General features: G+C 71.4%; 24 protein-coding genes and 1 pseudogene. 17 read left to right on the forward strand and 8 right to left on the reverse strand.

Translation table 11 applies throughout. The features are described from left to right. The 4 genes and pseudogenes from EV684_RS08915 to EV684_RS08930 form a co-directional block, all read right to left on the reverse strand. Positions 1-1308, reverse strand: a pseudogene (locus EV684_RS08915) (diguanylate cyclase); the annotation flags it as partial. Positions 1309-1333: 25 nt separating this feature from the next. After that, the gene (locus tag EV684_RS08920) at positions 1334-1552 is read right to left on the reverse strand and encodes a hypothetical protein (protein WP_132646344.1); all 219 of its coding nucleotides are present in this window, start codon (positions 1550-1552) and stop codon (positions 1334-1336) included. A 161-nt stretch (positions 1553-1713) separates the two neighbouring features. Then, the gene (locus tag EV684_RS08925) at positions 1714-3099 is read right to left on the reverse strand and encodes a sensor domain-containing protein (RefSeq protein ID WP_132646346.1); all 1386 of its coding nucleotides are present in this window, start codon (positions 3097-3099) and stop codon (positions 1714-1716) included. A 144-nt stretch (positions 3100-3243) separates the two neighbouring features. Beyond that, complete coding sequence (locus EV684_RS08930; protein ID WP_132646348.1) at positions 3244-3684, reverse strand: phosphate-starvation-inducible protein PsiE; 441 nt, start codon at positions 3682-3684, stop codon at positions 3244-3246. A gap of 450 nt (positions 3685-4134) precedes the next feature. Between EV684_RS08930 and EV684_RS08935 the strand changes: the two genes are divergently transcribed. The 17 genes from EV684_RS08935 to EV684_RS09015 all read left to right on the forward strand — a co-directional run bounded on the left by EV684_RS08935 (position 4135) and on the right by EV684_RS09015 (position 19644). Continuing rightward, entirely contained in the window at positions 4135-6063 is a 1929-nt protein-coding gene (locus tag EV684_RS08935; protein WP_132646350.1) for a methyl-accepting chemotaxis protein, read from the forward strand. A 122-nt stretch (positions 6064-6185) separates the two neighbouring features. After that, on the forward strand, positions 6186-7817 hold the full coding sequence (locus EV684_RS08940; RefSeq protein WP_132646352.1) for a chemotaxis protein CheW: 1632 nt from the start codon (positions 6186-6188) through the stop codon (positions 7815-7817). Between the two features lie 16 nt (positions 7818-7833). Next, positions 7834-8940, forward strand: coding sequence for a chemotaxis-specific protein-glutamate methyltransferase CheB (gene cheB / locus EV684_RS08945; RefSeq protein WP_132646354.1), 1107 nt, complete (start codon positions 7834-7836; stop codon positions 8938-8940). Between the two features lie 42 nt (positions 8941-8982). Beyond that, positions 8983-9609, forward strand: coding sequence for a HEAT repeat domain-containing protein (locus tag EV684_RS08950; RefSeq protein ID WP_242478613.1), 627 nt, complete (start codon positions 8983-8985; stop codon positions 9607-9609). Between the two features lie 68 nt (positions 9610-9677). After that, entirely contained in the window at positions 9678-10532 is an 855-nt protein-coding gene (locus EV684_RS08955; RefSeq protein WP_243651121.1) for a CheR family methyltransferase, read from the forward strand. A 50-nt stretch (positions 10533-10582) separates the two neighbouring features. After that, positions 10583-11011 carry a response regulator gene (locus tag EV684_RS08960; protein WP_132646358.1) on the forward strand — a complete coding sequence of 143 codons (429 nt, stop codon included), beginning with the start codon at positions 10583-10585 and terminating at the stop codon, positions 11009-11011. After that, positions 11008-13344: a chemotaxis protein CheA gene (locus EV684_RS08965; RefSeq protein ID WP_132646360.1), complete on the forward strand. Its 2337-nt coding sequence runs from the start codon at positions 11008-11010 to the stop codon at positions 13342-13344. The genes EV684_RS08960 and EV684_RS08965 overlap by 4 nt, the downstream gene beginning before the upstream one ends. Further along, positions 13326-13556, forward strand: coding sequence for a hypothetical protein (locus EV684_RS08970; RefSeq protein ID WP_132646362.1), 231 nt, complete (start codon positions 13326-13328; stop codon positions 13554-13556). Before EV684_RS08965 ends, EV684_RS08970 begins: the two co-directional genes overlap by 19 nt. A gap of 139 nt (positions 13557-13695) precedes the next feature. Continuing rightward, a complete protein-coding gene (locus tag EV684_RS08975) occupies positions 13696-14061 on the forward strand; it encodes a response regulator (protein WP_043815880.1) in 366 nt (121 codons plus the stop codon). Between the two features lies 1 nt (position 14062). Continuing rightward, positions 14063-15127 carry a methyl-accepting chemotaxis protein gene (locus EV684_RS08980; RefSeq protein WP_132646364.1) on the forward strand — a complete coding sequence of 355 codons (1065 nt, stop codon included), beginning with the start codon at positions 14063-14065 and terminating at the stop codon, positions 15125-15127. A gap of 28 nt (positions 15128-15155) precedes the next feature. Then, positions 15156-15542 carry a response regulator gene (locus EV684_RS08985; protein WP_132646366.1) on the forward strand — a complete coding sequence of 129 codons (387 nt, stop codon included), beginning with the start codon at positions 15156-15158 and terminating at the stop codon, positions 15540-15542. Further along, a complete protein-coding gene (locus EV684_RS08990; RefSeq protein WP_132646368.1) occupies positions 15539-16393 on the forward strand; it encodes an STAS domain-containing protein in 855 nt (284 codons plus the stop codon). The genes EV684_RS08985 and EV684_RS08990 overlap by 4 nt, the downstream gene beginning before the upstream one ends. Positions 16394-16403: 10 nt before the next feature. Further along, positions 16404-16811 carry an STAS domain-containing protein gene (locus EV684_RS08995; RefSeq protein ID WP_132646370.1) on the forward strand — a complete coding sequence of 136 codons (408 nt, stop codon included), beginning with the start codon at positions 16404-16406 and terminating at the stop codon, positions 16809-16811. Further along, on the forward strand, positions 16804-17196 hold the full coding sequence (locus EV684_RS09000) for an ATP-binding protein (RefSeq protein WP_132646372.1): 393 nt from the start codon (positions 16804-16806) through the stop codon (positions 17194-17196). The genes EV684_RS08995 and EV684_RS09000 overlap by 8 nt, the downstream gene beginning before the upstream one ends. Further along, positions 17193-17627 carry an ATP-binding protein gene (locus tag EV684_RS09005; protein WP_132646374.1) on the forward strand — a complete coding sequence of 145 codons (435 nt, stop codon included), beginning with the start codon at positions 17193-17195 and terminating at the stop codon, positions 17625-17627. The genes EV684_RS09000 and EV684_RS09005 overlap by 4 nt, the downstream gene beginning before the upstream one ends. 5 nt (positions 17628-17632) lie before the next feature. After that, positions 17633-18253 (forward strand): SpoIIE family protein phosphatase, encoded by a 621-nt coding sequence (locus tag EV684_RS09010; protein WP_165908443.1) that lies wholly within the window; start codon positions 17633-17635, stop codon positions 18251-18253. Next, on the forward strand, positions 18253-19644 hold the full coding sequence (locus tag EV684_RS09015) for a two-component system sensor histidine kinase NtrB (RefSeq protein ID WP_165908444.1): 1392 nt from the start codon (positions 18253-18255) through the stop codon (positions 19642-19644). Before EV684_RS09010 ends, EV684_RS09015 begins: the two co-directional genes overlap by 1 nt. 51 nt (positions 19645-19695) lie before the next feature. On the opposite strand, the gene EV684_RS09020 is transcribed toward EV684_RS09015, so the two are convergent. From EV684_RS09020 to EV684_RS09035, 4 genes are read right to left on the reverse strand one after another with little or no spacing between them, the layout of a single operon-like run. Next, on the reverse strand, positions 19696-20514 hold the full coding sequence (locus tag EV684_RS09020; RefSeq protein ID WP_132646380.1) for an SDR family NAD(P)-dependent oxidoreductase: 819 nt from the start codon (positions 20512-20514) through the stop codon (positions 19696-19698). Further along, entirely contained in the window at positions 20511-21233 is a 723-nt protein-coding gene (locus tag EV684_RS09025; protein ID WP_132646382.1) for an SDR family NAD(P)-dependent oxidoreductase, read from the reverse strand. The genes EV684_RS09020 and EV684_RS09025 overlap by 4 nt, the downstream gene beginning before the upstream one ends. Continuing rightward, a complete protein-coding gene (locus tag EV684_RS09030) occupies positions 21226-22005 on the reverse strand; it encodes a citryl-CoA lyase (protein WP_132646384.1) in 780 nt (259 codons plus the stop codon). The genes EV684_RS09025 and EV684_RS09030 overlap by 8 nt, the downstream gene beginning before the upstream one ends. Continuing rightward, a complete protein-coding gene (locus tag EV684_RS09035) occupies positions 22002-23543 on the reverse strand; it encodes a class I adenylate-forming enzyme family protein (protein WP_132646386.1) in 1542 nt (513 codons plus the stop codon). The genes EV684_RS09030 and EV684_RS09035 overlap by 4 nt, the downstream gene beginning before the upstream one ends. Between the last annotated feature and the right edge of the window lie 12 nt (positions 23544-23555).

Raw genomic sequence — 23555 nt, forward strand, 5'->3', positions numbered from 1 at the left:
GAACGCGGCCTCGCCCAGCTTGCGCACCTGCTGGTAGTTGTAGAGCCGCGTCAGGCCGTCGTGCTCGGACTGCCAGCGGTAGCGCCGGCGCTCGAGCAAGGACCGCCGCAACAAGACGGTGAGCAGGATCGCGATCAGCAGCAGCCCGCCCAGGCCCGCGCCCATCAGCAACTGCCGGCGCTGCGTCGACGTGACCTGCAGCGCCGCGAGTTCCTTCTCCGCCTGCAGCAGCGCGATCTGCTGCTCCTTCAGGCGGGTGTCGAACTGCACCTGCAGGAAGGCCAGCCGGCGCTCGCGTGCATCGCTCTCGGCGGATGCCGTCGCCGCCGCCGTGGCCTTGTAGTGCACAAGAGCCTCGACGAGGTCGCCACGCTTCTCGGCCAGCCGCGCCAGGAAGTGCTCGGTCTCCGCGATCGCGAGGTGCGCCTCGTGGCCCCGGTAGTACTTCAAGGTGTCGGCCAGCAGCCGGCCGGCACGGCCCAGGTCGCGGCCCGACTCGATCAGGCTGCCGGCGAGCATCAGCCGCGTGCTCCACGCGCCGGCGGCATAACCGGCCTTCCCGAACTCCACCAGCGCCTGCTCGGCCCAGCCCAGCGCCTCGTCATGGCGCCCCTGCGAGGCCAGCATCTTCCCGATTCCATACTTGCCGTTTGCGGCATAGACGATGTCGCCGGCGCGCACGCAGGCATCGATCTGGCGGCGACGCCAGCGTTCGGCGTCGCGGAAACGACCCAGATGCTCCTCGGCGATGGCGATGTCGCTCAGGGCGAGGCACTGCGCACGCTGGTCTTGGCTCTGGTCGACCAGCGCCAGTTCGCGCATCGCGAGTTCGCGCGCTTTCTCGCTCTCCCCCACGAGGGTATGAAGATAGCTGGCCACGCCCAGCAGGCTCGCCGACTCCTGCGGCGCCCGGTCCAGGTCGGCGAGCGCCTCGTCGAGCCAGACGAACGCCCGCGACCACTCCTCGACATTCGCCGCGGTACTGATCGCGGTGCTGTAGACCCGGACCCGCAGCGCCGGGGGCAGCGGCTCGCGCAGCAGCGCCCCAAGGCCATTCATCGCCCCGACCTCGTCGCCCGACAGTCCCAACATGCGCAGGCGCACGAACTCCACGCGCTGCCGCTGCTCCCGGCTCAAGGCATCCAGTCGCGGCGACAGCGCCTGGATGCTCGCGTTCGCATCGCGCCAGCTCGAGGCGATGCCCAGACGCTCGATCTCGGCCACCTCGGCTTCAAGCGCCTCGTTGGCGAAGCTCGGCGCTGCGGCCAGCACCAGCCACAGCAGCGCACACGCCCAGGATCGGCGCATATCGGCGTTCGACGGCCGAAGCCGCCTACTGGTCGTAGGCGCGGATGACGTGGTTCGTGGCGAACTGCCCGTCTTGAAGCCCGGTGAGGCGCTTGATCGTGTCGTAGTCCTTGGCCAGCAGGGCGGCGCCCTCCTCCGCGGACAGACCGAAACGTTGGATCACCGCCTGCGGGTTCTGGTCGTACTCGGCGCTCAACGCGGCATCACTGCCCAGCTTCCTCATCAGATCAAGCAGCTTCGACATGACGGCTTATTCCTTATTGATGATCGACGACGTATCGCGTGGCGCTGCGTCCGACTGCCGCCGAACGGACCGACCGGCACTGGTTCACCGGTCGGACGCACCCTCTGTTTCGCGCGATACAAACGACCACCATAGTATAGGGGTCGACCCGTCGTGCAGGCCTATGTAGCGCCGATGCCGAAAGCATCGCCACAAGGCAGCACGCACACCCGGTTGCCACCCGCGCGCTTGGCGGCATACATCGCCTGGTCCGCGCGGTGGATCAGCTGGTCGCCGTCTTCGCCGTCCGCCGGGTAGCCGACGAGGCCGATGCTGGGCGACACCACGACGGCGTGCCCGGCGATCTCGAAAGGCTGGCACAGCGCCTCGCGGATCTTCTCGGCCACCAAGGCGGCGTCCCCGGGCGCGTGCAGCTGGGCGAGCAGCACGACGAACTCGTCGCCGGCCATGCGGCCGACGGTGTCGGAGGCGCGCACGCAGTGTTTCAGGCGCTGCGCCACCTGCTGCAGCAGGCCGTCGCCCACGGCGTGGCCGAAGCGGTCGTTGACCGGCTTGAAGTCGTCGAGATCCAGGTACAGCAGCGCCAGGCCGCCGCCGTCGCGCCGGGCGCGCGCCAGCGCCATCGCGACGCGGTCGCGCACCAGGCTGCGGTTGGGCAGGCCGGTCAGCGGGTCGTGCTGCGCCACGTGCAGCAGCCGCAGCTGGGTCTGTTTGCGTTCGATCGCGGCGGCGATCTGGGCCGAGACGAACTTCAGCAACTCGACCTCGGCCGCGCCGTAGCGCACGTCGCGCGAATGGCTCTTGAGCACCAGCGCGCCGATGACGCCCTGCGGCCCGCCAAGCGGCACCCCCAGCCAGTCGACCGCCGTGCGGCCGACGTCCGGGTGCATGGGCGCGGGCACTGCGTCCGCGGGATCGCGGCTGAACAACCGCTCGCGCCCGCTGCGGATGACCTCGGCGCACAGCGTCTCGGCGTCGAGCGCGCCGGGCGGCGGCGCCGCGTCGAGCTCGTCGACGAAGTACGGGAAGCTGAGCCAGTCGCCCGGGGCGTCGTAGAGGGCGACGAAGAAGTTCTTCGCCGGCAGCAGCCCGTCGATGATGCGGTGGATCCGCGCGAACAGCGCCATCAGGTCCTCGGCCGCGTGCGCCGCCTCGGAGATCGCGTACAGCGCCGCCTGCACCGCCTCGGCGCGTTTGCGCGCGGTGACGTCACGCGCCACGGCCACCCGCACCCCGTCGGCCGGCGACCAGCGCGCCGACCACATGAGGTGCACCACGCGCCCGTCCTTGCGCACGTAGCGGTTCTCGAAGATCGGCTTGTGATGGTCGGCGACGATCTCGGCCACCGCGTCGAGCGTGCGCTCGCGGTCCTCCGGGTGCACCAGCTCGATCATCGGCCGGCCGATCAGATCCTGCGGCGCATAACCGAAGATGCGTTCGCCGGCCGCGCTGACGAAGACGAAACGCCCCTCGGTGTCGACGACGCAGACGGCGTCGAGCATGAGGTCCATGACGTTCGCCAGGAACGCGCGGTCGAGGTGATCCATGTGAAATGCAGTCTCCGGGCTGCGCCGATTGTGGGGCGGCCCGGCGCAGGGCCGGAACTCACGGGCCTGCCGGCGACCGCATTCGGCGACACGCCGCCTCGGCGGGCGTGGCCGCGGCGCTCTCGGCCGCGGGCCCGGATGCTCTCAGGACTTGCCGCCGCGCACGATGACGACCACGGCGATCGCCAGCACGAGGATGGCACCCGCCTCGAACATGATGTTCTCCGGCTTCATCTCCTTGCCCTGGAGCACGATGAGGCGGGCGAGCGCCGTGATCGCGATGAACAGCGGATAGATGAAGGGCGAACCGCGGCCGGTGTAGAAGACCGCGATCATGCCGATGACCTCGGTGTACAGGAACATCAGCAGGATGTCCGCGAGGTCGATCTTGCGCGAGCCGATGACGCCCCAGATCTCGATCGCGGCGGCGCCCACGGTCATCAGCGCCACCGTGATCAACAGGCCGCGTTCGACGAGACGCAGTGCGCCGACGATCAGCGCCTCCTCGTCGTTGCCGACCTTGGGCGTCGCCGGGTCGGCGATGAGCTTGGGGGCCTCGTGGGACGGATCGTGCTCGGCACTCATGCGGCACAGGATAAGAGCTCGGACTTGTCCGTCATCCCGTGGGTGCGCTCGCAGCGTGGGCCGGCACCGTGAACTGGGCCGACTGGGCCGCCGCCGCACTCGGCGGCACCCAGGACGGCCCCTCGGGCTGGCCGCGTTCGCTCTGGCGATCCGGCACAGGCGCCCCACACGAGGGCGAGATCGCACTACTCTAGTGCATTGATGAAAGCGCGATAAAGCATAAAACCGCACATTTCCATCCCACTTCATTCCGTCACTGACCGGCGGCCAGCCGTCCAATCGAAGACGTTGGTCAGCCAATAAGCGCGAGCCGGTCGAACAAGCAGTCTCCGACGATGAGCGTTTCAGGGAACCCCCCGGGGTTTCCGGCCTGACGCCAATACCCGCCATCGCGGCCGGCTCTTCGTGCCGCGGGGTTCAAGAGCCAGAACGTTCACCCGGAGCACTCGCATGTCCCTGATCCGCAAGGCCACCGTGGCCAAGGAAGTCCCTCAAGCCGCGCACGGCTTCTCCGCCGCCATTCCGAAGAACGTCGCCCGTGACGCCGACGCCCAGCGCAAGCGCGCTCGCACGCTGGCCAAGCAGCAGCAGGCGTCGGAGCGCGTGGCGTCTGCGGCCAGCGAACTGTCCGCGGGCATCAACGAAGCCGCGTCGGCCGCCGAAGAGCTCAAGCGCGCCGCCGCGCAGATCGCCACCGGCGCCGAGGAAGCCTCGGGCGCGGCCCAGGAGTCGCTGGCCGCGGTGACCCAGGTCTCGACTGCGATCACGCGCCAGATGGCCGCCGTCGGCCAGGCCCAGCGCAAGGCCGAAGGCATGCAGAGCCTGGCCGGCGAGATCAACGGCCAGGTCGAGGCCACCGTCAACAACGTGACCACCGCGGCGCAGCGCCAGGCCGAGTCGGTGAAGATGGTCGCCGAGCTCGAACGCCAGGCCGCCAACATCGGCGAGATCGTCAAGGCCGTCGCGCGCATCGCCGACCAGACCAACCTGCTGGCGCTCAACGCCGCCATCGAGGCCGCGCGCGCCGGCAAGCACGGCAAGGGTTTCGCCGTCGTCGCCGACGAGGTGCGCACGCTGGCCGAGACCTCGGAGAAGAGCGCCAAGCAGATCCAGGAGCTCGTGGGCCAGATCCAGGGCGAGGTCAAGACCATCGCCGAAGGCATCAACGAAGGTGCCGAGGCGGTGCGTGCCGAAGTCGAGAAGAGCGCGCTGATCTTGAAGCAGCTCGAGCAGATCCGCCAGGACGCCGCCGCCATCGCCAGCGGCTCGGTCGAGATCTCCACCGCCGCGATGCAGAGCAACGTCGCCGCGCAGCAGGCGCTCAAGGGCTCGGAGCAGATCGCCGCCGCGTCGACCGAACAGTCCTCGGCCTGCGAGGAGGCGAACAAGACCGTCGAGGAGCAGACCACCGCGCTGTCGCAGTGCGAGCAGACCGCCGCCGGCCTGTCGGAGATCGCCGACGAGCTGAAGAACTCCACCGACATCGCCAAGAGCGCCGAGGAAGTGGCGAGCTCCGCCGAGGAGCTGTCCAGCGCCGTCCAGGAGATCAACCGCTCGGCCTCGCAGATCATGGTCGCGCTCGATCAGATCCGCAAAGGCGCGCAGGCCCAGGCCGCCGCCAGCGCCGAGTCGGCCGCCGCCGTGGCCCAGATCGAGAAGGGTGCGCAGATCGCCGAGACGCGCGCGACGCAGGCCAACACGCGCACCGATTCGATCGCCGAGCTGATGGCCGAGAACAAGAAGAACATCGACAGCCTGATCAGCGGCATCGCGTCGAACGTCGGCAGCACCGAGATCAGCATCAAGCAGGTCAAGGACCTGGAGCTGGTGTCGCGCAAGATCGACAAGATCGTCGACGCGATCACCCAGGTGTCGGTGCAGACCAACATGCTGGCCGTCAACGGCAGCATCGAAGCCGCGCGTGCCGGCGACTTCGGCAAGGGCTTCGTCGTCGTCGCCACCGACATCCGCAACCTGGCGCACGACTCGGCCGAGAACGCCGACCGCATCAAGGACATGGTGAAGTCGATCCAGGACCAGATCGGGCTCGTCGGCCGTGACCTCGGCGCCATCGTCGCGTCGGCGCTCAACGAGGTCGAGAAGGCCAAGGTCATCACGATGGGCCTGAACACGATCGAGGGCGACATCGTCGAGATCCAGAAGGGCAACCGCGAGGCCGTGGCCTCGGCGCAGGAGATCGCTGCGGCGGTCGCGCAGGTGAAGGTCGGCGTCGAGCAGGTATCGGCCGCCGCGGCCCAGGCCGAGAAGGCCGCCGAGCAGGCCGCCGCCGCGGCCAAGCAGCAGGCGCAAGGGGCCGAGGAGCTGTCGGCCGCGATCGAGGAGATCGCCTCGCTCGCCGACGAGCTGCAAAGCGCCTGAGGGCGTTCGCGCCGGGCGGCACCGACGCCGCGCGGCCGGGCCCGACGGGCCCGCCGCGCCGCCCGGGCGCCGGCGCGCCTGCCCTCTGCATCCGACCCCGAATCGACCACAGGAGGTCTGCGATGAACGCAGCCTTGACACCCAATGCGGGCATCCCCCCGACCGACGGCGACGAGCCGGACGACGACGCGGGCCATGCCAACCAGTTCGTCACCTTCGCGGTGGCGGGTGAACTGTTCGCGGTGCCGATGGCACCGGTGCAGGAGATCATCCGCGTGCCCGAGGTGGCCCACCTGCCGCTGGCACCACGCACGCTGGACGGCCTGGCCAACCTGCGCGGCCGGGTGCTGCCCATCATCAACCTGCGCCGCCTCTTCGGCTGCGACGAACGCGAGCACGACGACGCCACGCGTGCGCTCGTCATCAACCTCGGCCAGCCGCTCGGGTTCGTCGTCGACCGCGTTGCCAGCGTCGTCACCATCGAGCCCGGCGAGATCGAGCCGGCCGACAGCATCCAGAGCGTCGTCGACGCCGACTACCTGACCGGCGTCATCAAGCGCGCCCGCGCCGACGGCGGCCACGACATGCTGCTGGTCATCGACTTCGCGCGCCTGATCGAAGGCCAGTTCGCCCATTGCGGCGGCGGCGCCGAGCGCAGCAGCCGTGGCGGCGCCGGCCTGAGCGGCGCCGCGGCCCTGGCCGAGGCGAACGAGGACGGCGGCGCCGGCGACGAGCTGCGCCTGGTCTCGTTCTCGGTCGCCGAGCAGGAGTACGCGCTGGACATCGCCGAGGTGCAGGAGATCGTGCAGCTGCCCGAACGTGTCAACGAGCTGCCCAACACGCCGTCGCACGTGCTCGGCGTGATGTCGCTGCGCCAGCGGCTGCTGCCGCTGGTGAGCCTGCGCACGCTGTTCGGCCTGCCGCGCCTGGCCTACGCCGAGCAGCACCGCATCGTCGTGACCTCGCTGCCCGGCGGCCTCAACGTCGGCCTCGTGACCGACTCGGTGAAGGAAGTGCTGAGCGTGCCGCGCTCGCAGGCCGAGCCGATGCCCGGGATGCTGGCCGCCGGCGGCGGCATGGACGAGTTCGCGTCGATCTGCCGGCTCGAGGGCGGCAAGCGCCTGGTGTCGATCATCGCCACCGACAGGCTGCTGCGCATGCCGGCCATCGAGGCCGCGCTGGACGCCACGCGCGACGCCGGCACCCCACTGCAGCAGGAGGCCGCCATGAGCGCCGACATCGCCGAAGACGACAGCAGCACCGACGACGACACGCAGGTGGTGATCTTCCGCCTCGGCGCCGAGGAGTTCGGCGTGCCGATCATGAGCGTGCAGGAGATCGTGCGCCTGCCCGAGACGCTGACGCGCGTGCCGCGCACGCCGGCCTTCGTCGAAGGCGTGATCAACCTGCGCGGCACGGTGCTGCCGGTGATCGACCAGCGCAGCCGCCTGGGCCTGCCCGGCATCGAGCGCAACGACCGCCAGCGCATCATGGTCTACCTGCTGGCGGGCATGCGCACCGGCTTCATCGTCGACTCGGTGGCCGAGGTGCTGCGCATCCCGCGCGACCACGTCGTCGCGGCGCCGGCGATGTCCGACGAGCAGAGCCGGCTGATCAGCCGCGTCGCCAAGCTCGACGGCGACAAGCGCCTGGTGATGCTGATCGACCCGCAGCACCTGCTGCAGGGCCGCGAGATGCAGCAGATGCACCAGTTCGACAACGGCTCGCAAGCCCCGCTGGCCCAGGCCGCGTGAGCCCCGCCGACGCACCATGAAGAAGGTCCTGGTCGTCGACGACTCGGCGCTGATGCGCAAGCTGCTGATGGGCGTGCTCGCCGAGGGCGGCTACGAGGTCAGGAGCGCGCGCAACGGCGCCGAGGCCGTCGACGTCGTCGTCCAGTGGCAGCCCGACGTCGTCACGCTGGACATCAACATGCCGGAGATGGACGGCCTGACGGCGCTGTCGCTGATCATGTCGGCGCGGCCGACGCCGGTGGTGATGGTGTCCTCGCTGACCGAGAAGGGGGCGCTCGCCACCTTCGAGGCGCTGGCGCTGGGCGCCGTCGACTTCATCCCCAAGCCCGGCGGCACGATCTCGCTGCACGTCGACGACATCAAGTCGATCCTGCTGGACAAGGTGCGCAGCGCCAGCCGCGCACGGCTGGGCGGCCGCACGCCGGGGCAGCGCATGGCCGCCGCCGCGGTGGCGCCGCGCCGTGCCGAACCCGCGCCGCGGCGCGCCGTTCCGCCCTCCCCGCCCGTCGCCGGGGCCCCGGCGGCAGCGGCGGTGCCGAAACCGGCAGCGGTGCCGGGGCTGGTGCTGATCGGCGTGTCCACCGGCGGCCCGCGCACGCTGGAGGACATCCTGCCCAAGCTGCCGGCCGACTTCGCCTGGCCGGTGCTGGTGGCGCAGCACATGCCGGCCAACTTCACCGACACCTTCGCCCGGCGCATGGACGGCCTGTGCGCGATGAAGGTGGTGGAAGCCGCTGCGCCGATGCCGCTGCAGGCCGGCACGGTCTACATCGGCCGCGGCGGCACCGACCTCACCGTCAGCGACCGCGGCGGCGTGCTCTATGCCGCGCCGCGGCCCGAAAGCCCGGGCGTGCTCTGGCATCCCTCGGTCGAGGTGCTGGTCAACAGCGCGCTGCAGCACCTGCCGGCGTCCCGGCTGGTGGGCGTGATGCTCACCGGCATGGGCAACGACGGCGCCGCCGCGATGGGCCGGCTGCACGCCGAGGGCGGCCGCACGATCGCCGAGTCGGCCGACACCGCCGTCGTCTTCGGCATGCCGGCCGAGCTGATCGAGCGCCGCGGCGCCAGCCTCGTGCTGCCCTGCACCGGCATCGCCGCGCAGCTGCGCATCTGGCTGACATGAACACCAGGCGCTGAACGGCGGCGCCCACAACAAGGATCAGGCATGGCACTGAAAAAACCCGGCGACCCCTCGACCCTGCGCCCGATCGAGACGCGCGAGTACCCGCGCGACCTGGCCGGGCTGCTGGCGCAGCTGGGCGACCCCGACAGCAGCCGGCGCCGCTGGGCGGCGCGCGACCTGGCCGCGCACCCGGCCGCGGCCGCGGCGGTCTGCGCGCGGCTGGCGGTCGAGACCGAAGCCAGCGTGCGCGCCGTGCTCTTCAGCACCGCCACCCACCTCGGATCGCCCGAGGTGGTGCAGGCGATGATCGAGCTGCTGCGCAGCGAGGACCCCGCGCTGCGCAACGGCGCCATCGAGGTGCTAGCCAGCCTGCCCGGCGCGGTCGCCGAACACGTCGACCGCCTGCTCGCCGACAGCGACGGCGACGTGCGCATCTTCACCGTCAACCTGCTCGGCGAGCTGCGCCACCCGCAGGTGCCGGCCTGGCTGAACCAGGTGCTGCTGCACGAGGCGCAGGTCAACGTCGTCGGCGCCGCGCTCGAGGTGCTGAGCGAGCTCGGCGGCCCCGAGAACCTGCCGGCGCTGCAGCAGGTGCGGCGCCGCTTCGCCGCCGACGCCTACATCGACTTCTGCGTCGGCCTCGCGCTGGAACGCATCGAGGCAGCATGAGACCTCAGGACTTGTCCGGGGCTCAATCCCGCCTGGCGGGACCGGCCGCCAGGCCGAAGGGTGCTCCAGTGACATCGGGCACCGTGGCCGCGCCGCCCGTCATCACCGACGCGGACTTCCAGAAGTTCGCCGAGTTCTTCTACCGCAAGACCGGCATCCACTTCGACGAAGGCAAACGCTACTTCGTCGACAAGCGCCTGGTCGACCGCATCCAGGCCACCGGCGCCGAGAGCTTCCGCAGCTACTTCGTCGCGCTGCGCTTCGAAGCCGACGGCGCCGAGATGCAGCACCTCGTCAACTGCATGACGGTCAACGAGACCTACTTCTTCCGCGAGGCCTACCAGTTCGACTGCCTCGTCAACAACCTGCTCGACGAGGTCGCCGCGCGCAAGCGCCCGGGCCAGCGCATCCGCATCTGGTCGATCCCGTCGTCCACCGGCGAGGAGCCGTATTCGATCGCGATCTACCTGCTCGAACGCTGGCCCAGGATCGACGAGTTCGACGTCGAGATCCTGTCCTCCGACATCGACACCACGGTGCTCGCGTCGGCCCGGCGCGGCGTCTACTCGCCGCGCTCGGTGCAGTACCTGCCGCCGGCGTACCTGAAGAAGTACTTCACGCGCCACGGCCAGGACGAATGGGCGATCTCGCGCGACCTGGTGAGCGCGGTGGAGTTCAGCCGCGTCAACCTCTCGGAAGGCGCGGACACGCGCCAGTTCCGCGACATCGACATCGTCTTCTGCCGCAACCTGCTGATCTATTTCGACGACCTGTCGCGCCGCGTCGCGGCCGAGGCGCTGTACGACACGATGAGCCCCGGCGGCTTCATCTGCCTGGGGCACTCGGAATCGATGAGCCGCATGTCCTCGCTCTACACCGTGCGCCGCTTTCCCGACGCCATGGTCTACCAGAAGCCGCAGTGAGGACGACATGAACCACCCCCGCTGCGCCGACGGCAACACGGAAGACTGAGATGGCGAACACCACCAAGCACATCCTCGTCGTCGACGACGCCGCGACCGTGCGCATGTACCACCGCAAGCTGCTGGGCGACGCCGGCTGGGCCACCGACGAGGCGGTCAACGGCGTCGAGGCGCTGGAGCGTGTGCTCGCGCAGGACGCCGGCAGCGCCTTCGACCTCTACGTCGTCGACATCAACATGCCGCGCATGGACGGCTACAGCTTCGTGCGCGAGCTGCGCAAGCTCGAGGCCCGGCACCAGGCGCCGGTGCTGATGGTGTCCACCGAAGCCCGCAGCCAGGACGCCAGCAGCGCCTTCGACGCCGGCGCCAACGGCTATCTCGTCAAACCCGCCCGGCCGGCGGACCTGGTGCTGACCGCCGCCCTGCTGCTGGGCGACACCGCGGCCACGCTGAAGGCGGCCGAAGGAGCCGGAACATGAACCAGAGCGAACTGCTGGACCAGTTCGTGCTCGAGGCGCGCGAGTGCCTCGAGGCGATCGGCAAGGGCCTGCTCGAAGTCGAGCGCGAACCCGAGGACGCGACCCTGCTGAACGACCTGTTCCGCTCGGTGCACACGCTCAAGGGCAACTGCGGGCTGTTCGAGTTCAAGCCGCTGGAGCGTGTCGTGCACGCCGGCGAGGACCTGCTGGACCGCGTACGCAACCAGGAGCTGGCCTACAGCGCCGAACTCGCCGACGCGCTGCTCGACGCGATGGACTTCAGCGCCCAGCTCATCGACCAGATCGAAAGGAGCGGGCGCATCGAGGCCGGCGCCGACGCCCGGGCCCAGGCGCATGCGAAGGCGCTGCGTGCGCTGCTCGACGGCGCGCCCGCCGAGCCGCCGCAAGCCGCGCAAGCGGCCGCCGAGCCGGCCGCCCACAGCCCTGCCGGGACGGCGCAGACGGCGGCGCCGGACTGGCTCGACCGGCTCGACCCGGCGCTGCGTGCGGCCCACCCCGGCGCCACGGCCTGGCGCTACCAGCCCGAGGAAGGCTGCTTCTTCAAGGGAGAGGACCCCTGGCGCCTGGCCTGCACCACGCCCGGCCTGCTGGCGGTGACGGTGGCCGGCCAGCAGCCCTGGCCCGAGGGCGAGGCGCTGAACGACTGGGACTGCTACCAGTGCCGGCTCGACATCGTGCTGCTGAGCAGCGCGCCGCGCGCCGACGTGCAGGAGCACTTCCGCTGCGTGCTCGAACAGCTGCAGGGCTGGCAGGCACCGCCGGCGCCGCCGGCCGAGCCCACGGCCGCCGAACGTGCGGCCCGCGCGCGTGCCCGACAGCTCTGGGCCGACCAGCTGGCGCTGCTGGCGCGCAGCACGGTGGCGCCGGGCACGGTGCGCGCGGCGCGCCGCACGCTGCAGCGGCTGCTGGCCTGGCTGGACGACGGCAGCGCCGTCGCCGGCCTGCAGGCGCTGGCCGACGACGCCGACGCGGCCACGCTGCTGGCCTGGGCACGCCGGCACGCGCTGCCGGCCGAACCGGCCACGGCCGAGGCCGCGCCAGGCGTGGCCGAAGCGGCCGCCGAGCCCGCCGCCGCAGACCCCGGCCGCCGCGGCGGCGACGAGGCCAACGGCGCCGGCGCGCACAAGGTGCTGAAGGTCGGCCAGGAGAAGGTCGACCGGCTGATGGACCTGATCGGCGAGATGGTGGTGGCCAAGAACAGCCTGCCCTACCTCGCCCAGCGTGCCGAGACCGTCTTCGGCCAGCGCGAGCTGGCGCGCGAGATCAAGGCCCAGTACACGGTGATCAACCGCATCGCCGAGGACATGCAGCACGCCATCATGCAGGTGCGCATGCTGCCGGTGGGTGCGGTGTTCCAGCGTTTCGGCCGCCTGGTGCGCGACATCTCGCGCAAGCTCGGCAAGGAGGTCCACCTCGTCGTCGAAGGCGAGGAGACCGAGGCCGACAAGAACGTCATCGAGTCGCTCGCCGACCCGCTGATCCACATCCTGCGCAACAGCCTGGACCACGGCATCGAGACGCCGCAGGCGCGCCGCGACGCCGGCAAGCCCGCGGCCGGCACGATCCGCATCCGCGCGCACCAGGAAAGCGACCGCGTCGTCATCGAGATCAGCGACGACGGGGCCGGCGTCGACGCCGCCCGGGTGCGCACCAAGGCCGTCGAACGCGGCCTGATCCCCGCCGACCGCGCCGCCACGCTCGGCGACCACGACGCGGTGCAGCTGATCTTCCTGCCGGGTTTCTCGACCGCCGAGCAGATCTCCGACCTGTCGGGCCGCGGCGTCGGCATGGACGTGGTGCGCACCGCCATCGAGCGCATCAACGGCAGCGTCGAGCTGAGCAGCGTGCAGGGCCGCGGCACGACGCTGCGCCTGTCGCTGCCGCTGTCGATGGCCATCACCAACGTCATGGTCATCGAGAGTGCCGGCCGCCGCTTCGGCGTGCCGATGGACCTGATCGTCGAGACCGTGCGCGTGCACGGCGACGACATCCACTGCTTCAAGCAGGCGCGCACGACGGTGCTGCGCGGGCGCATCGTGCCGCTGCGTGCGCTCAACGAGCTGCTGGCGCTGGACACCGAGCCGCTGAAGAACGCCGACGGCGAACTCGCCGTGCTCGTGGTGCGCCTGGGCGCCGAGGCGGTCGGCCTGATCGTCGACCAGTTCCACGGCGCCAGCGACATCATCCTGAAGCCGCTGGAAGGCGTGCTCGCCGGCCTCACCGGCTTTGCCGGCACCGCGCTGATGGGCGACGGCGGCGTGCTGATGGTCCTGAACCCGAAGGAACTGCTGACATGGGCATCCGCTACCTGAAGAAACACGCCGCGCTCGAAGGCGTGGTCAGCGTCGACGACGCCGAAGCCCTGCTGCAGTGGCTGCTCAAGCAGCCGCGGCCGGCGGTGCACCTGGGCAAGTGCGAACACCTGCACGCCGCCGTGCTGCAGGTGCTGCTGGCGCTGCGCCCGCACATCACCGCCGCCCCGCCAGACGCCTGGCTGGCCCAGGCGCTGCAGCCCGCGCGCTGACCGTCAGCACTCAAGTCATCCGTCCAACTGCCGATAGACCACGGATACGACTCATGGCGCCAAGCGCCTTCGACGTCACGAGGAGGCCCCCGGCTGCCGACCCGCGACAGGTCACACAGCCGCCCAACTTCCCGATCCCATGAAGACCATATTCATCGTCGACGACTCCGCCACCATGGTCATGAGCGTCAAGAGTTCGCTCGAGATCGCGGGCTTCAAGGTGGAGACGGCCGCCGACGGCGAGCAGGCCATGGCCAAGATCAACAAGGGGCTCAAGCCCGACTTGATGATCACCGACATCAACATGCCGAAGATGGACGGCATCGAGCTGATCCGCCAGGCGCGCCGGGTGCTGCGTTTCACCCCCATCCTGACGCTGACCACCGAGAGCCAGCAGGCCAAGCGCGACGAGGCCAAGAAGCTCGGCGCCACCGGCTGGCTGGTCAAGCCCGTGGCCAGCGCCGACCTCGTGCGCGTGATCAAGCAAGTGCTGCCGGGAGCCTGAGGTGACGACCGAGCAGACCGGCTCGGCCCCAGCCCTGCCCTGGAGCACACGCTGGCGGGCGCGGCTGGCGAAGTGGATCGCCCCCGCAGCCGCGCCGGGGCAACGTGATCCCGACGGCGCGACGCTGGAAGGCATCCGCGAACTCGACCGTCAGGTGCTGCTGCAACTCGGGCGCGCGGTGGGCCTGTCCGAGACCGCGGCGCTGCAGTTCGTCGAGCGCCTGGCCGAGCTGCGCGGCCTGTCCAGCCGCCTGGTCACCTACCTCGGCCACGCGCAGACGCAGAGCGAGGCGATGCAGGCCGGCATCGAGTTCAACGGCCACATCATCCAGGAGCTGGCGGCCTTCGTGCAGACGCTGCCGGCGCAGATCGCGCAGGAGCGCGGCCACTTCAAGCAGCTGGTCGACGAGGTCAAGAGCCTGTCGGACATGACCGACACGATCCGCGCCATCGCGCGCCAGACCGAGATCCTGGCGATCAACGCCGCGATCGAGGCGGCCCGCGCCGGCGAGGCCGGCAAGGGCTTCGCGGTGCTCGCCGGCGAGGTGCGCCGGCTGGCGACGCAGGCCAACGAGACCGCGGCCAAGGCCAACGAGGACATCTCGCGCCTGGTCGGCACCGTCGAGGCCGGCTTCAGCGGCGACTTCGCCGAACGCACGCGCCACAACGAGGCCGAGGCCGACCGCCTGGGCCAGATGACGCGCCAGCTCGACGAGAGCTACGTCGACATGCGCCAGTTCTACGAGATGCTGATGACCGCCGTCACGCAGCACAACACCGACCTCGACCAGGGCATCGGCCGGCTGCTGGACACCGCGCAGTACCAGGACGTGTTCAAGCAGATCGTCGACCGCGTGGAGCCGGCCATAGCCAACCGCAACACCGTGCTCGCCGAGCTCATCGCCCGGCTGCGCAGCGGACGCCAGGACACGCAGGACATCGAGGGCCGCGCCCAGGCGCTGGCGCCCGAGTACCTGCAGCTCGAAGCCGAACACGCCGACCCCGACGCCGGCGCGCCCGCCGGCGCGCCGTCCGGCGAGCCGCTGCAGCGCATCGAGCTGTTCTGACGCAAGACGAGATGAAAGGTCGAGCGCCATGGCTCAGATCCTGCTGATAGACGACGACGAACTGCTGCGCGACACGCTGCGCCAGATGCTGGAGCTCGACGGCCACGCCGTCACCGAGGCGGCCGACGGCGAACAGGGCCTGGCGCTGTTCCGCAGCCGCGCCGGCCGCTTCGACGCCGTCATCACCGACATCCTGATGCCCGGCATCGACGGCACGCGTGTCATCGTCGAGCTGCACCGCACCCACCCGCAGCTGCCGGTGATCGCGATCTCCGGCGGCCGGCGCGTGCTGTCGCCGCAGTTCAACCTCGAGACCGCAGCCCTGGCCGGTGCCAGCTGCCAATTGAGCAAACCGTTCAGCCGCCATGATCTACAGTCGGCGCTGACTCAGGCCCTGGCGGCATCCCAACGATGACAGCAAGCCCCGACCCCCTGCTGCTGACGCTGCTGCGCCGCCGCAGCGACAGCCTGAGCGCGCGCTGGCAGGCGCGCCTGAAAGCCAGCGGCGGCAACTACCTGCGCGGCCTGACCCCGCAGACCGAGCTGAACGCCGAGATGCAGGCGCTGCTGGACGGCCTGGCCCAGGTGCTGGACTCGGGCAGCGAAGCCTTCGACCGTGACCCGGACCACCCGCTGTCGGCCGCGCTGCGCAGCGCCAGCCAGGTGCGCGTGGCGCGCGGCTTCACGCCGGAGGAATCGATCACCTTCGTGCTCGCCTGCAAGGAGTCGCTGATCGAGGAACTGCACGAGGACGTGGCGCTCGCCGACACGCGCCTGGCCGCGACGCTGCACGTCGAGCGCCTGCTCGACCGCTGCGTGCTGGTGCTGGCCTCGTCCTTCGTCGCCGCGCGCGAGGAGGTCATCAAGCGCCAGAGCGAGTCGCTGCGCGAGGTGTCCACGCCGGTGATCACGCTCTGGGACTCGATCCTGCTGCTGCCGCTGGTCGGCGTCGTCGACTCGGTGCGCGCGCAGCAGATCTCCGAGCGCCTGCTCGAGGCCATCGCCGCATCGGAGTCGGAAGTCACGCTGATCGACGTCACCGGCGTGCCGGTGATGGACACCAGCGTCGCGCGGCACATCCTCAAGACCGTCGCCGCGGCCGAGATGCTGGGCACCCGCGTCATCCTCACCGGCATCAGCCCGAGCACGGCGCAGACGATGGTCAAGCTCGGCATCGACATGTCCGGCGTGCCGACCCGCGGTTCGCTGAAGGCCGGCATGGCGCTGGCGCTGCAGCTCACCGGGCGCCGCGTGGCGCCGGTCTAGGCCCGTCCCGATGCGCGTGCCCATCCTGCGGCTCAACGCCCGCGTGCTGCTGGTGGCGCTGGGCGCCGACATCACCGACGAAGGCGTGATGGACTTCCAGGCCGCCCTGACCGAGCGTGCGGCCACGATGCAGGCACGCGGCGTCGTCATCGACGTCTCGGCGCTGGACCTGATCGACTCGTTCATGGCGCGTGTGCTCAACGACAGCGCGCGCATGCTGCGCCTGCTGGGCGCCGAGGTCGTGGTCTGCGGCATCCAGCCGGCGGTGGCGATGACGCTGGTCGAGATGGGCAGCCGGCTGGTCGACGTCAGGACCAGCTTCACGCTGGAACGCGCGCTGGCGCAGCTGGACGGGCTGATGGCGCGCGCGCTCGACCCGCCCGCCCCCGGCGCCGACGAGCCGCCGCGCCATGCTTGAGCTGCGCAGCGGCGAGGACATCGTGCGCGCCCGGCTCGCCGCGCGCGACCTCGTGCGCCAGGTGGGGCTGGGCGTCATGGACCAGACCCGCTTCGCCACCGCCGTCTCCGAACTCGGCCGCAACGCGGTGCGTTACGCCGTGCAGGCGCGCTGCGAGCTGGCCGACCTGTCGGACGCGCGCCACTGGCGGCTGCAGGCCATGATCAGCGACCAGGGCCCCGGCATCCGGGACCTCGACCTGGCGATGCAGGACGGCTATTCCACCGGCGGCAGCCTCGGTGCCGGCCTGCCCGGCGCACGCCGGCTGGTCGACGTCTTCGACATCCGCTCCGACGGCAGCGGCACCGTCGTCACGGTGCAGCTGGTGCGCCCGCGCCGGCCATGAACGCGGCGCAGGCGGCGCAGGCGGCGGCCGTGAGTTTCGACGTGCGCGGCGAGTACGACGTCGCGACCGTCATCGCCGGCGCGCAGCGCTTCTGCGCCGGGCACGGCGCGAGCCCGGTGTTCTGCGCCCACGTCGCGACGGCGGCCTCGGAACTGGCCAACAACCTGTGGCTCTACGCCGACCATGGCGGCCGGTTGCGGCTGACGCTGCTGCAGCGGGGCCGGCACCAGGGCGTCGAGCTGGTGTCCGAGGACGACGGCCCCGGCATCGCCGACCCGGCCCTGGCGATGACCGAAGGCTGGAGCAGCGGCGGCGGCATGGGCTGCGGCCTGCCCGGCGTGCAGCGCCTGATGGACGAGTTCGACCTGCAGACCGGGCCCGGCCGCGGCACGCGGGTGGTGGCACGCAAATGGTGGCCCCCGCTGCGCTGACGCCCGTGGCCGTGCATCGGCGCTGGGCGGCGGGCGTGGCCAGCGCCACGCGCGCGATGGAGCGCCAGGGCCCCTGCGGCGACGCCGCCGCCTGGTTCGACCTGAGCCCCGCCGGCGCGGCCGCCACGCAGGGCCTGCTGGCCATCGTCGACGGGCTGGGCCACGGCGCGGAAGCCGCCTGCGCCGCCGACGCCGCAGTGCAGGCGCTCGCCACCGCCCCCGAGGCCAGCCTGCCGGCGCTGATGCAGCGCCTGGACCGCGCGCTCGCCAGCCTGCGCGGCGCCGCGGTCGGGCTGGTGCGGGTGCAGGGTGACAGGCTGCGCCACGCGGGTGTCGGCAACACACGCTGCATGCGGCTGCGCGACCACCACATGCGCCGGCTGCCGTCGCAGAACGGCATCGTCGGTGGCGGCCTGCCGGCGCGGGTGTCGGAGTCCGAGCTGGACCTGTTGCCCGGCGACTGGCTGCTGCTGTTCAGCGACGGGCTCGACGAGTCGCTGCAGCTGCCGGTGCTGCTGCCCGAATGGGAGCGCGACCCCGGCCTGCTGTGCGCACACCTGCTGCAGCAGGCGGCGCCAGGCCGCGACGACGCCGGCGTGCTGGTGATGCGCGTCGGAGGCGGCTGATGGACCGCGTCGACGCGCTGCTGCCGCGCTACGTCGAGCTGCTGCGGCGCATCGCGCTGACCGACAGCGAGCTGGAACACGAGACGGCGCTGGGCGAAGCCACCGAGCTGGCCAAGACCAGCCTGGCCGACGGGCCGGCGATCGACCAGATGCACGAGCTGCACCGCCGCGCGCAGGTGGCGCTGGCGCAGGCCTGGCGCGATGCGCCGCCCGGCAGCGCCGAACACGCCGGGCGCGAGCGCCTGGTGCGCGGCGACGCGCTGCCGCTGCTGCTGGCGCTGATGCTGCCGCACGAGCTGGCCCAGCGCGCGCACCACGAGCAGCGCTGGCGGCGCGAGCACGAGACGCTGGTGGCGATGTTCGAGCAGACCGACGAGATGATCGTCGTACTCGACCTCGACGGCCGGTGCGACGACGTCAACCCGGCCTTCTGCCGCGCCACCGGCTGGACGCGACGCCAGGCGGTCGAAGGTGCGGGGGCCTGGGCCGAGCCGCCGGGCGGCACCCGGCCCGGCCGCCGCGTCGGCCCGCTGGCCTGCAGCGACGGCAGCACGCTGAGCGTGCAGTGGTCGATCTCGCCGATCCTGGGGCGCAAGGGCGAACTGCTGAACCACGTCTGCATCGGCCGCGACGTCGGCCGCCAGCAGCGGCTGGAGGACAGCCTGCGCGAGAACGACAAGCTGCGCGCCGTGGCCACGCTCGCAGGCGGCATCGCGCACGACTTCAACAACCTGCTGGGCTCGATCAACGGCCTGGCCGAACTCTGCGAGCTGGAGGCCGTGCCCGGCTCGCGCCAGGCGCGCAACCTGGGCCGCATCCGCCTGGCCGGCGACAAGGCCGCGGCGCTGGTGCGCCAGATGCTGGACTTCTCGCGCCAGAAGCCGCCGGCGCCGCAGCGCATCGGCCTGGGCGCGTGGCTCGCGCACGCCGAAGGGCTGCTGCGCGCCGCGCTGCCGCACCAGCAGACGCTGACCATCACCTTGGCCGCGGACAGCAGCGTGCGCATCGACCTGGTGCAGATGGAGCAGGTGCTGCTGAACATCGTGCGCAACGCCGCCCAGGCGATGGGGCCCGAGCGCGGGCAGGTGCGCATCACCGCGGATCGTGGGCAGCCAGCGACGGTCGACGCGGCGCCCGGCACGGCGCCGGACTGGGCGCGCGTGAGCATCGCCGACACCGGCAGCGGCATCCCGGCCGAGCTGCTGGGCAAGATCTTCGAGCCCTTCTTCACCACCAAGCCGGTCGGCGAAGGCACGGGCCTGGGCCTGGCGGCAGCACACGGCATCGTGCGCGCGCACGGCGGCGTGATCGAGGTCGACAGCCAGCCGGGCGAGGGCAGTACCTTCAGCATCTACCTGCCAGCCGCCGAGGATGGCGAGAGCGCCGGATGAGGCATTGGCGCCGCCGCGGCCGGCGGCATCGCAGCGACCAGGCCCCGCCGCTCAGGCGTAGCGCCCCACCAGCCCGCCGTCGACGACCAGCTCGGTGCCGGTGATGTAGGCCGCGGCGTCGCTGAGCAGGAAGGCGCAGGCATGCGCCACCTCCCAGGCGGTGCCCATGCGGCCCATCGGCACCTGGCGGTCGCGCGCGGCCCGGGCCTCGTCCAGGTCGGCGGCAAAGCGGTCGGCCACGGTCCTGGCGATGCGCGGCGTGTCGATCAGCCCCGGCACGACGCAGTTCGCGCGCACGCCGCGGCCGGCGTATTCGAGCGCGATCAGCTTCGTGAAGTGCGACAGCGCGGCCTTGGTCACGCCGTAGGCCAGGTGCGGGTAGCCCAGGTAGCGCAGCCCGGCCACCGACGAGATCGTGACGATGGCGCCGCGCCCGCGCTCGGCCATGCCCGGCAGCACCTGCTGCGCCGCCGTCAGCAGGCTGCGCACGTTGACGGCGTGGATGCGGTCCAGGTCGGCCGCGCTCGTCTCCATCGGCCCGCCGGTCTTGCCGATGCCGACGTTGTGGTGCAGCGCGTCGACCGGGCCGAAGTGCTCCGCCGCCTCCGCGAAGATGCGCACGATGTCGGCCTCCTGCGCCATGTCGCCGACGAAGGTCTCGGCGCTGCCGCCCTCGGCGCGGATCAGCGCGCTGGTCTCGTCGGCCGAGCCGCGGTCGCGGTCGGCGACGCAGACCTTCGCGCCCAGGCGCGCATAGGTGATGCAGGCCGCACGGCCGATGCTGAAACCCGGCCCGGCCGAGCCGCCGCCAGCGACGAAGACGACGCGGCCTTCCAGGCTCAAGGGCATTGCGGTTGGCATCGCGTTCATGCCGCCAGCCCCACCGTCATGCCGCCGCAGACGTACAGCACCTGCCCGGTGACGAAGCCCGCGCGCGAGTCGAGCAGCGAGGCGACCATGTGCGCCACTTCGGCGGGCTGGCCCATGCGCCGCAGCGGGATCGTGTCGACGATCTGCTGCGTGGCCGGCGCGCCCGGCGGGTTGACGCGGTCGAACAGCGGCGAGGCGATAGGCCCGGGGCCGATGGCGTTGACGGTGATGCCGTGCGGCCCGAGTTCGAGCGCCATCGTCTTCGCCAGGCCGTGCAGCGCGGCCTTGCTGGCCGCATAGGCGCTGCGTGTGGCCTTGCCGACGGCGGCGCGGCTGCTGATGTGCACGATGCGGCCGAAACGCGCCGCCTTCATGCCCGGCAGCAACGCCTGCGCGCAGACGATGGAGCCGCCGACGTTGAGCGCCATCACGGCCTGCAGGTCGGCCAGCTCGGTCTCCTCGAACGAAGCCGGGCGCACGATGCCGGCGTTGTTGACGAGGCGCGTGATCGGGCCTTCGCGCTCGAGCACCGCGGCCAGCGCCGCCCGCAGGCCGGGTTCGTCGGTCAGGTCGGCCTGCACGAAGACCTCGTCGGCGTGCGGCGCGGCGGCGGGCTGCAGGTCGAGGTTGACGACGCGATAGCCGTCGGCCCGCAGGCGCTCGACCATCGCCCGGCCCAGGCCGTGGCTGCCGCCGGTGACGAGCACACGTTCAGCCATGGTCGATGACCGTCGGCATCGCGTGCTCCACGGTGTCCCAGATGAAGCGGCCCGAAGGGCTTTGCTGTTCCTCGACGATGTGCGCCACCAGCCCGGCGGCACGCGAGATCACCGCGAAGCCGCGCATCACGCCGGTGGGCACGCCGATCTCGCCCAGCAGCGCGGCGACCGCGCCGGTGGCGTTGATCGTGATCGCGCGGCCCGCCACCTCGTCGACCGCGGCCGACAGCGTCATCAGCGCGGCGACCTTGTCGCCCTTCAGGTCGGGCTCGGCACGGCCCATCTCCAGCAGCTTGTAGGCGCGCGGGTCCACCGGCTTGTGCAGATGGTGGCCGAAACCCGGCACCGCGCTGCGTTCGGCCTTGTGCTGGCGCGCGATGGCCAGCGCCTCGGCCTTCTGCGCGTCGGCATCGCCCGCCGCCTGGATGCGGTCGAGCAGGCGCGAGCAGTTCTCCATCGTGCCGACGAAGCTGCTGCCCACCGCCAGCAGCCCGGCCGAGACGGCGCCCTGCAGGTTCTCGGGCGCGCTCATGTAGATCAGCCGCGTGGCGATGGCGCTGGGCGTCAGGCCGTGCTCCATCAGCACGATCAGCACCGCGTCGACGATGCGCATGTCCACCGGGCGCGGTTCGCGCGCCAGGATCTGCATCACCATCACCTCGGTGAACGTGCGCCGGCCCAGCAGGTCTTCGACGAGGTTCTTGTCGCGGTAGTGCAGGCTGGTCAGCGTGTGGCTGCACAGGCGGGTCTCGGGCACCTTCTGGGTCGTCATGTCGGGTCTCCGGATGTGGGTGCCGAAGACTCCAGCGCCATCTGGCGCACCTCGGTCTTCAGCACCTTGCCCACCGGCGAGCGCGGCAGGCTGGCGTGGAAGTGGATGTGTTTGGGCGTCTGCACGGGGCCCAGCTTCTCGCGCACCCAGGCGATCAGCTCGGCTGCCGTGGCGGTGGCGCCGGCGCGCAGCTGCACCGCGGCCTGCACGGCCTCGCCCCATTTGTCGTCGGGAATGCCGAAGACGGCGCACTCGTGCACCGCGGGGTGCTGGCCGAGCGCGTTTTCGACGTCGATCGGGTAGACGTTGAAGCCGCCGGTGATGACCAGCTCCTTCAGCCTGTCCTTCAGGAACAGATAACCGCGCTCGTCGATCAGCCCGCGGTCGCCGGTGTGCAGCCAGCCGTCGACCAGCGTCTCGGCGGTCTTGTCGGGCAGCCGCCAGTAGCCGCTCATCACCAGGTCGCCGCGCGCGACGACCTCGCCGATCTCGCCGGGCGGCAGCAGCCTGCCGTCGGGCGCCATGATCTCGACGTCGCTGAACCAGCTGCGCCGGCCCACGCTGGCCCAGTTGTCTTCGTCGTCGAAGTCCTCGGGCCGCATCAGCGTCAGGATCTGCGGCGCCTCGGTCTGGCCGTAGGTGGTGCCCAGCACCGGGCCGAAGAAGGCACGCACCTGGCGGATCTTCTCCGGCGGCATCGGCGCGCCGCCGTAGATCAGCCGGCGCAGCCGCGGGTAGTCGGCGCGGCTGCTGCCGGGCAGGGCCATCAGCATGTAGACCAGCGTGGGCGGCATGAAGCAGCAGGTGCCGGCGCGGTCACGAAAAGCCGCGCGCACCGCCTCGGCACCGGCCTGGGCCAGCACGACGTGGCAGCCGCCCTGCGCCAGGATCGGCATCACGTAGGTGCCGGTGCCGTGCGTGATCGGCGCGGCCAGCACGTAGCGCTCGTGCTCGTCGAAGCCCCAGCCGTGGATCTGGTTGGTGATGTTGGCCAGCCAGGCGCGGTAGGGCTGCATCACGCCCTTGGGCGCGCCGGTGGTGCCGCCGGTGAACTTGATGGCCTGCGTGTCGCCGTCCTTCAGGCCCAGCGCGGCGAGGTCGATGCGCGGTGCGCCCGCGTGCCGCGCGATCAGCGTGGCCAGCGTCGGCTGCGCATCGTCGCCGGGTGCGCCGGTCCAGATGCGCTGCGTGTTCGCCGCGGCGAGCAGCGCCGCGCTGTCCGGATCGACGACGACGATGCTCGGCTGGGTGATGTCGACGATGCGCTGGATCTCGGGCGCCGTGCTCTTCACGTTCAGCGGCACCCAGACCTTGCCGGCGGCCAGCGTGGCCAGGAACGCGAGCAGGTGCTCGCGCGAGTTCCTGGCCAGGATGCCGACGCGGCTGCCGGGCGTGGCGTCGAGCGCGCACAGGCCCGCGGCCAGCGCCGCCACCTCGCCGGCCAGCACGGCGTAGCTGGTCAGGCCTTCGGGCGCGTCGATCGCGCTGCGCTCGGGCCAGCGCGCCGCTGCGCGCCAGAAAAAGTCGATCGGGAACATGGAATCCTCGTG

Origin of the sequence: Rubrivivax gelatinosus (assembly GCF_004340905.1) — a bacterium.
GTDB classification, from domain to species: Bacteria; Pseudomonadota; Gammaproteobacteria; order Burkholderiales; family Burkholderiaceae_C; genus Rubrivivax; species Rubrivivax gelatinosus.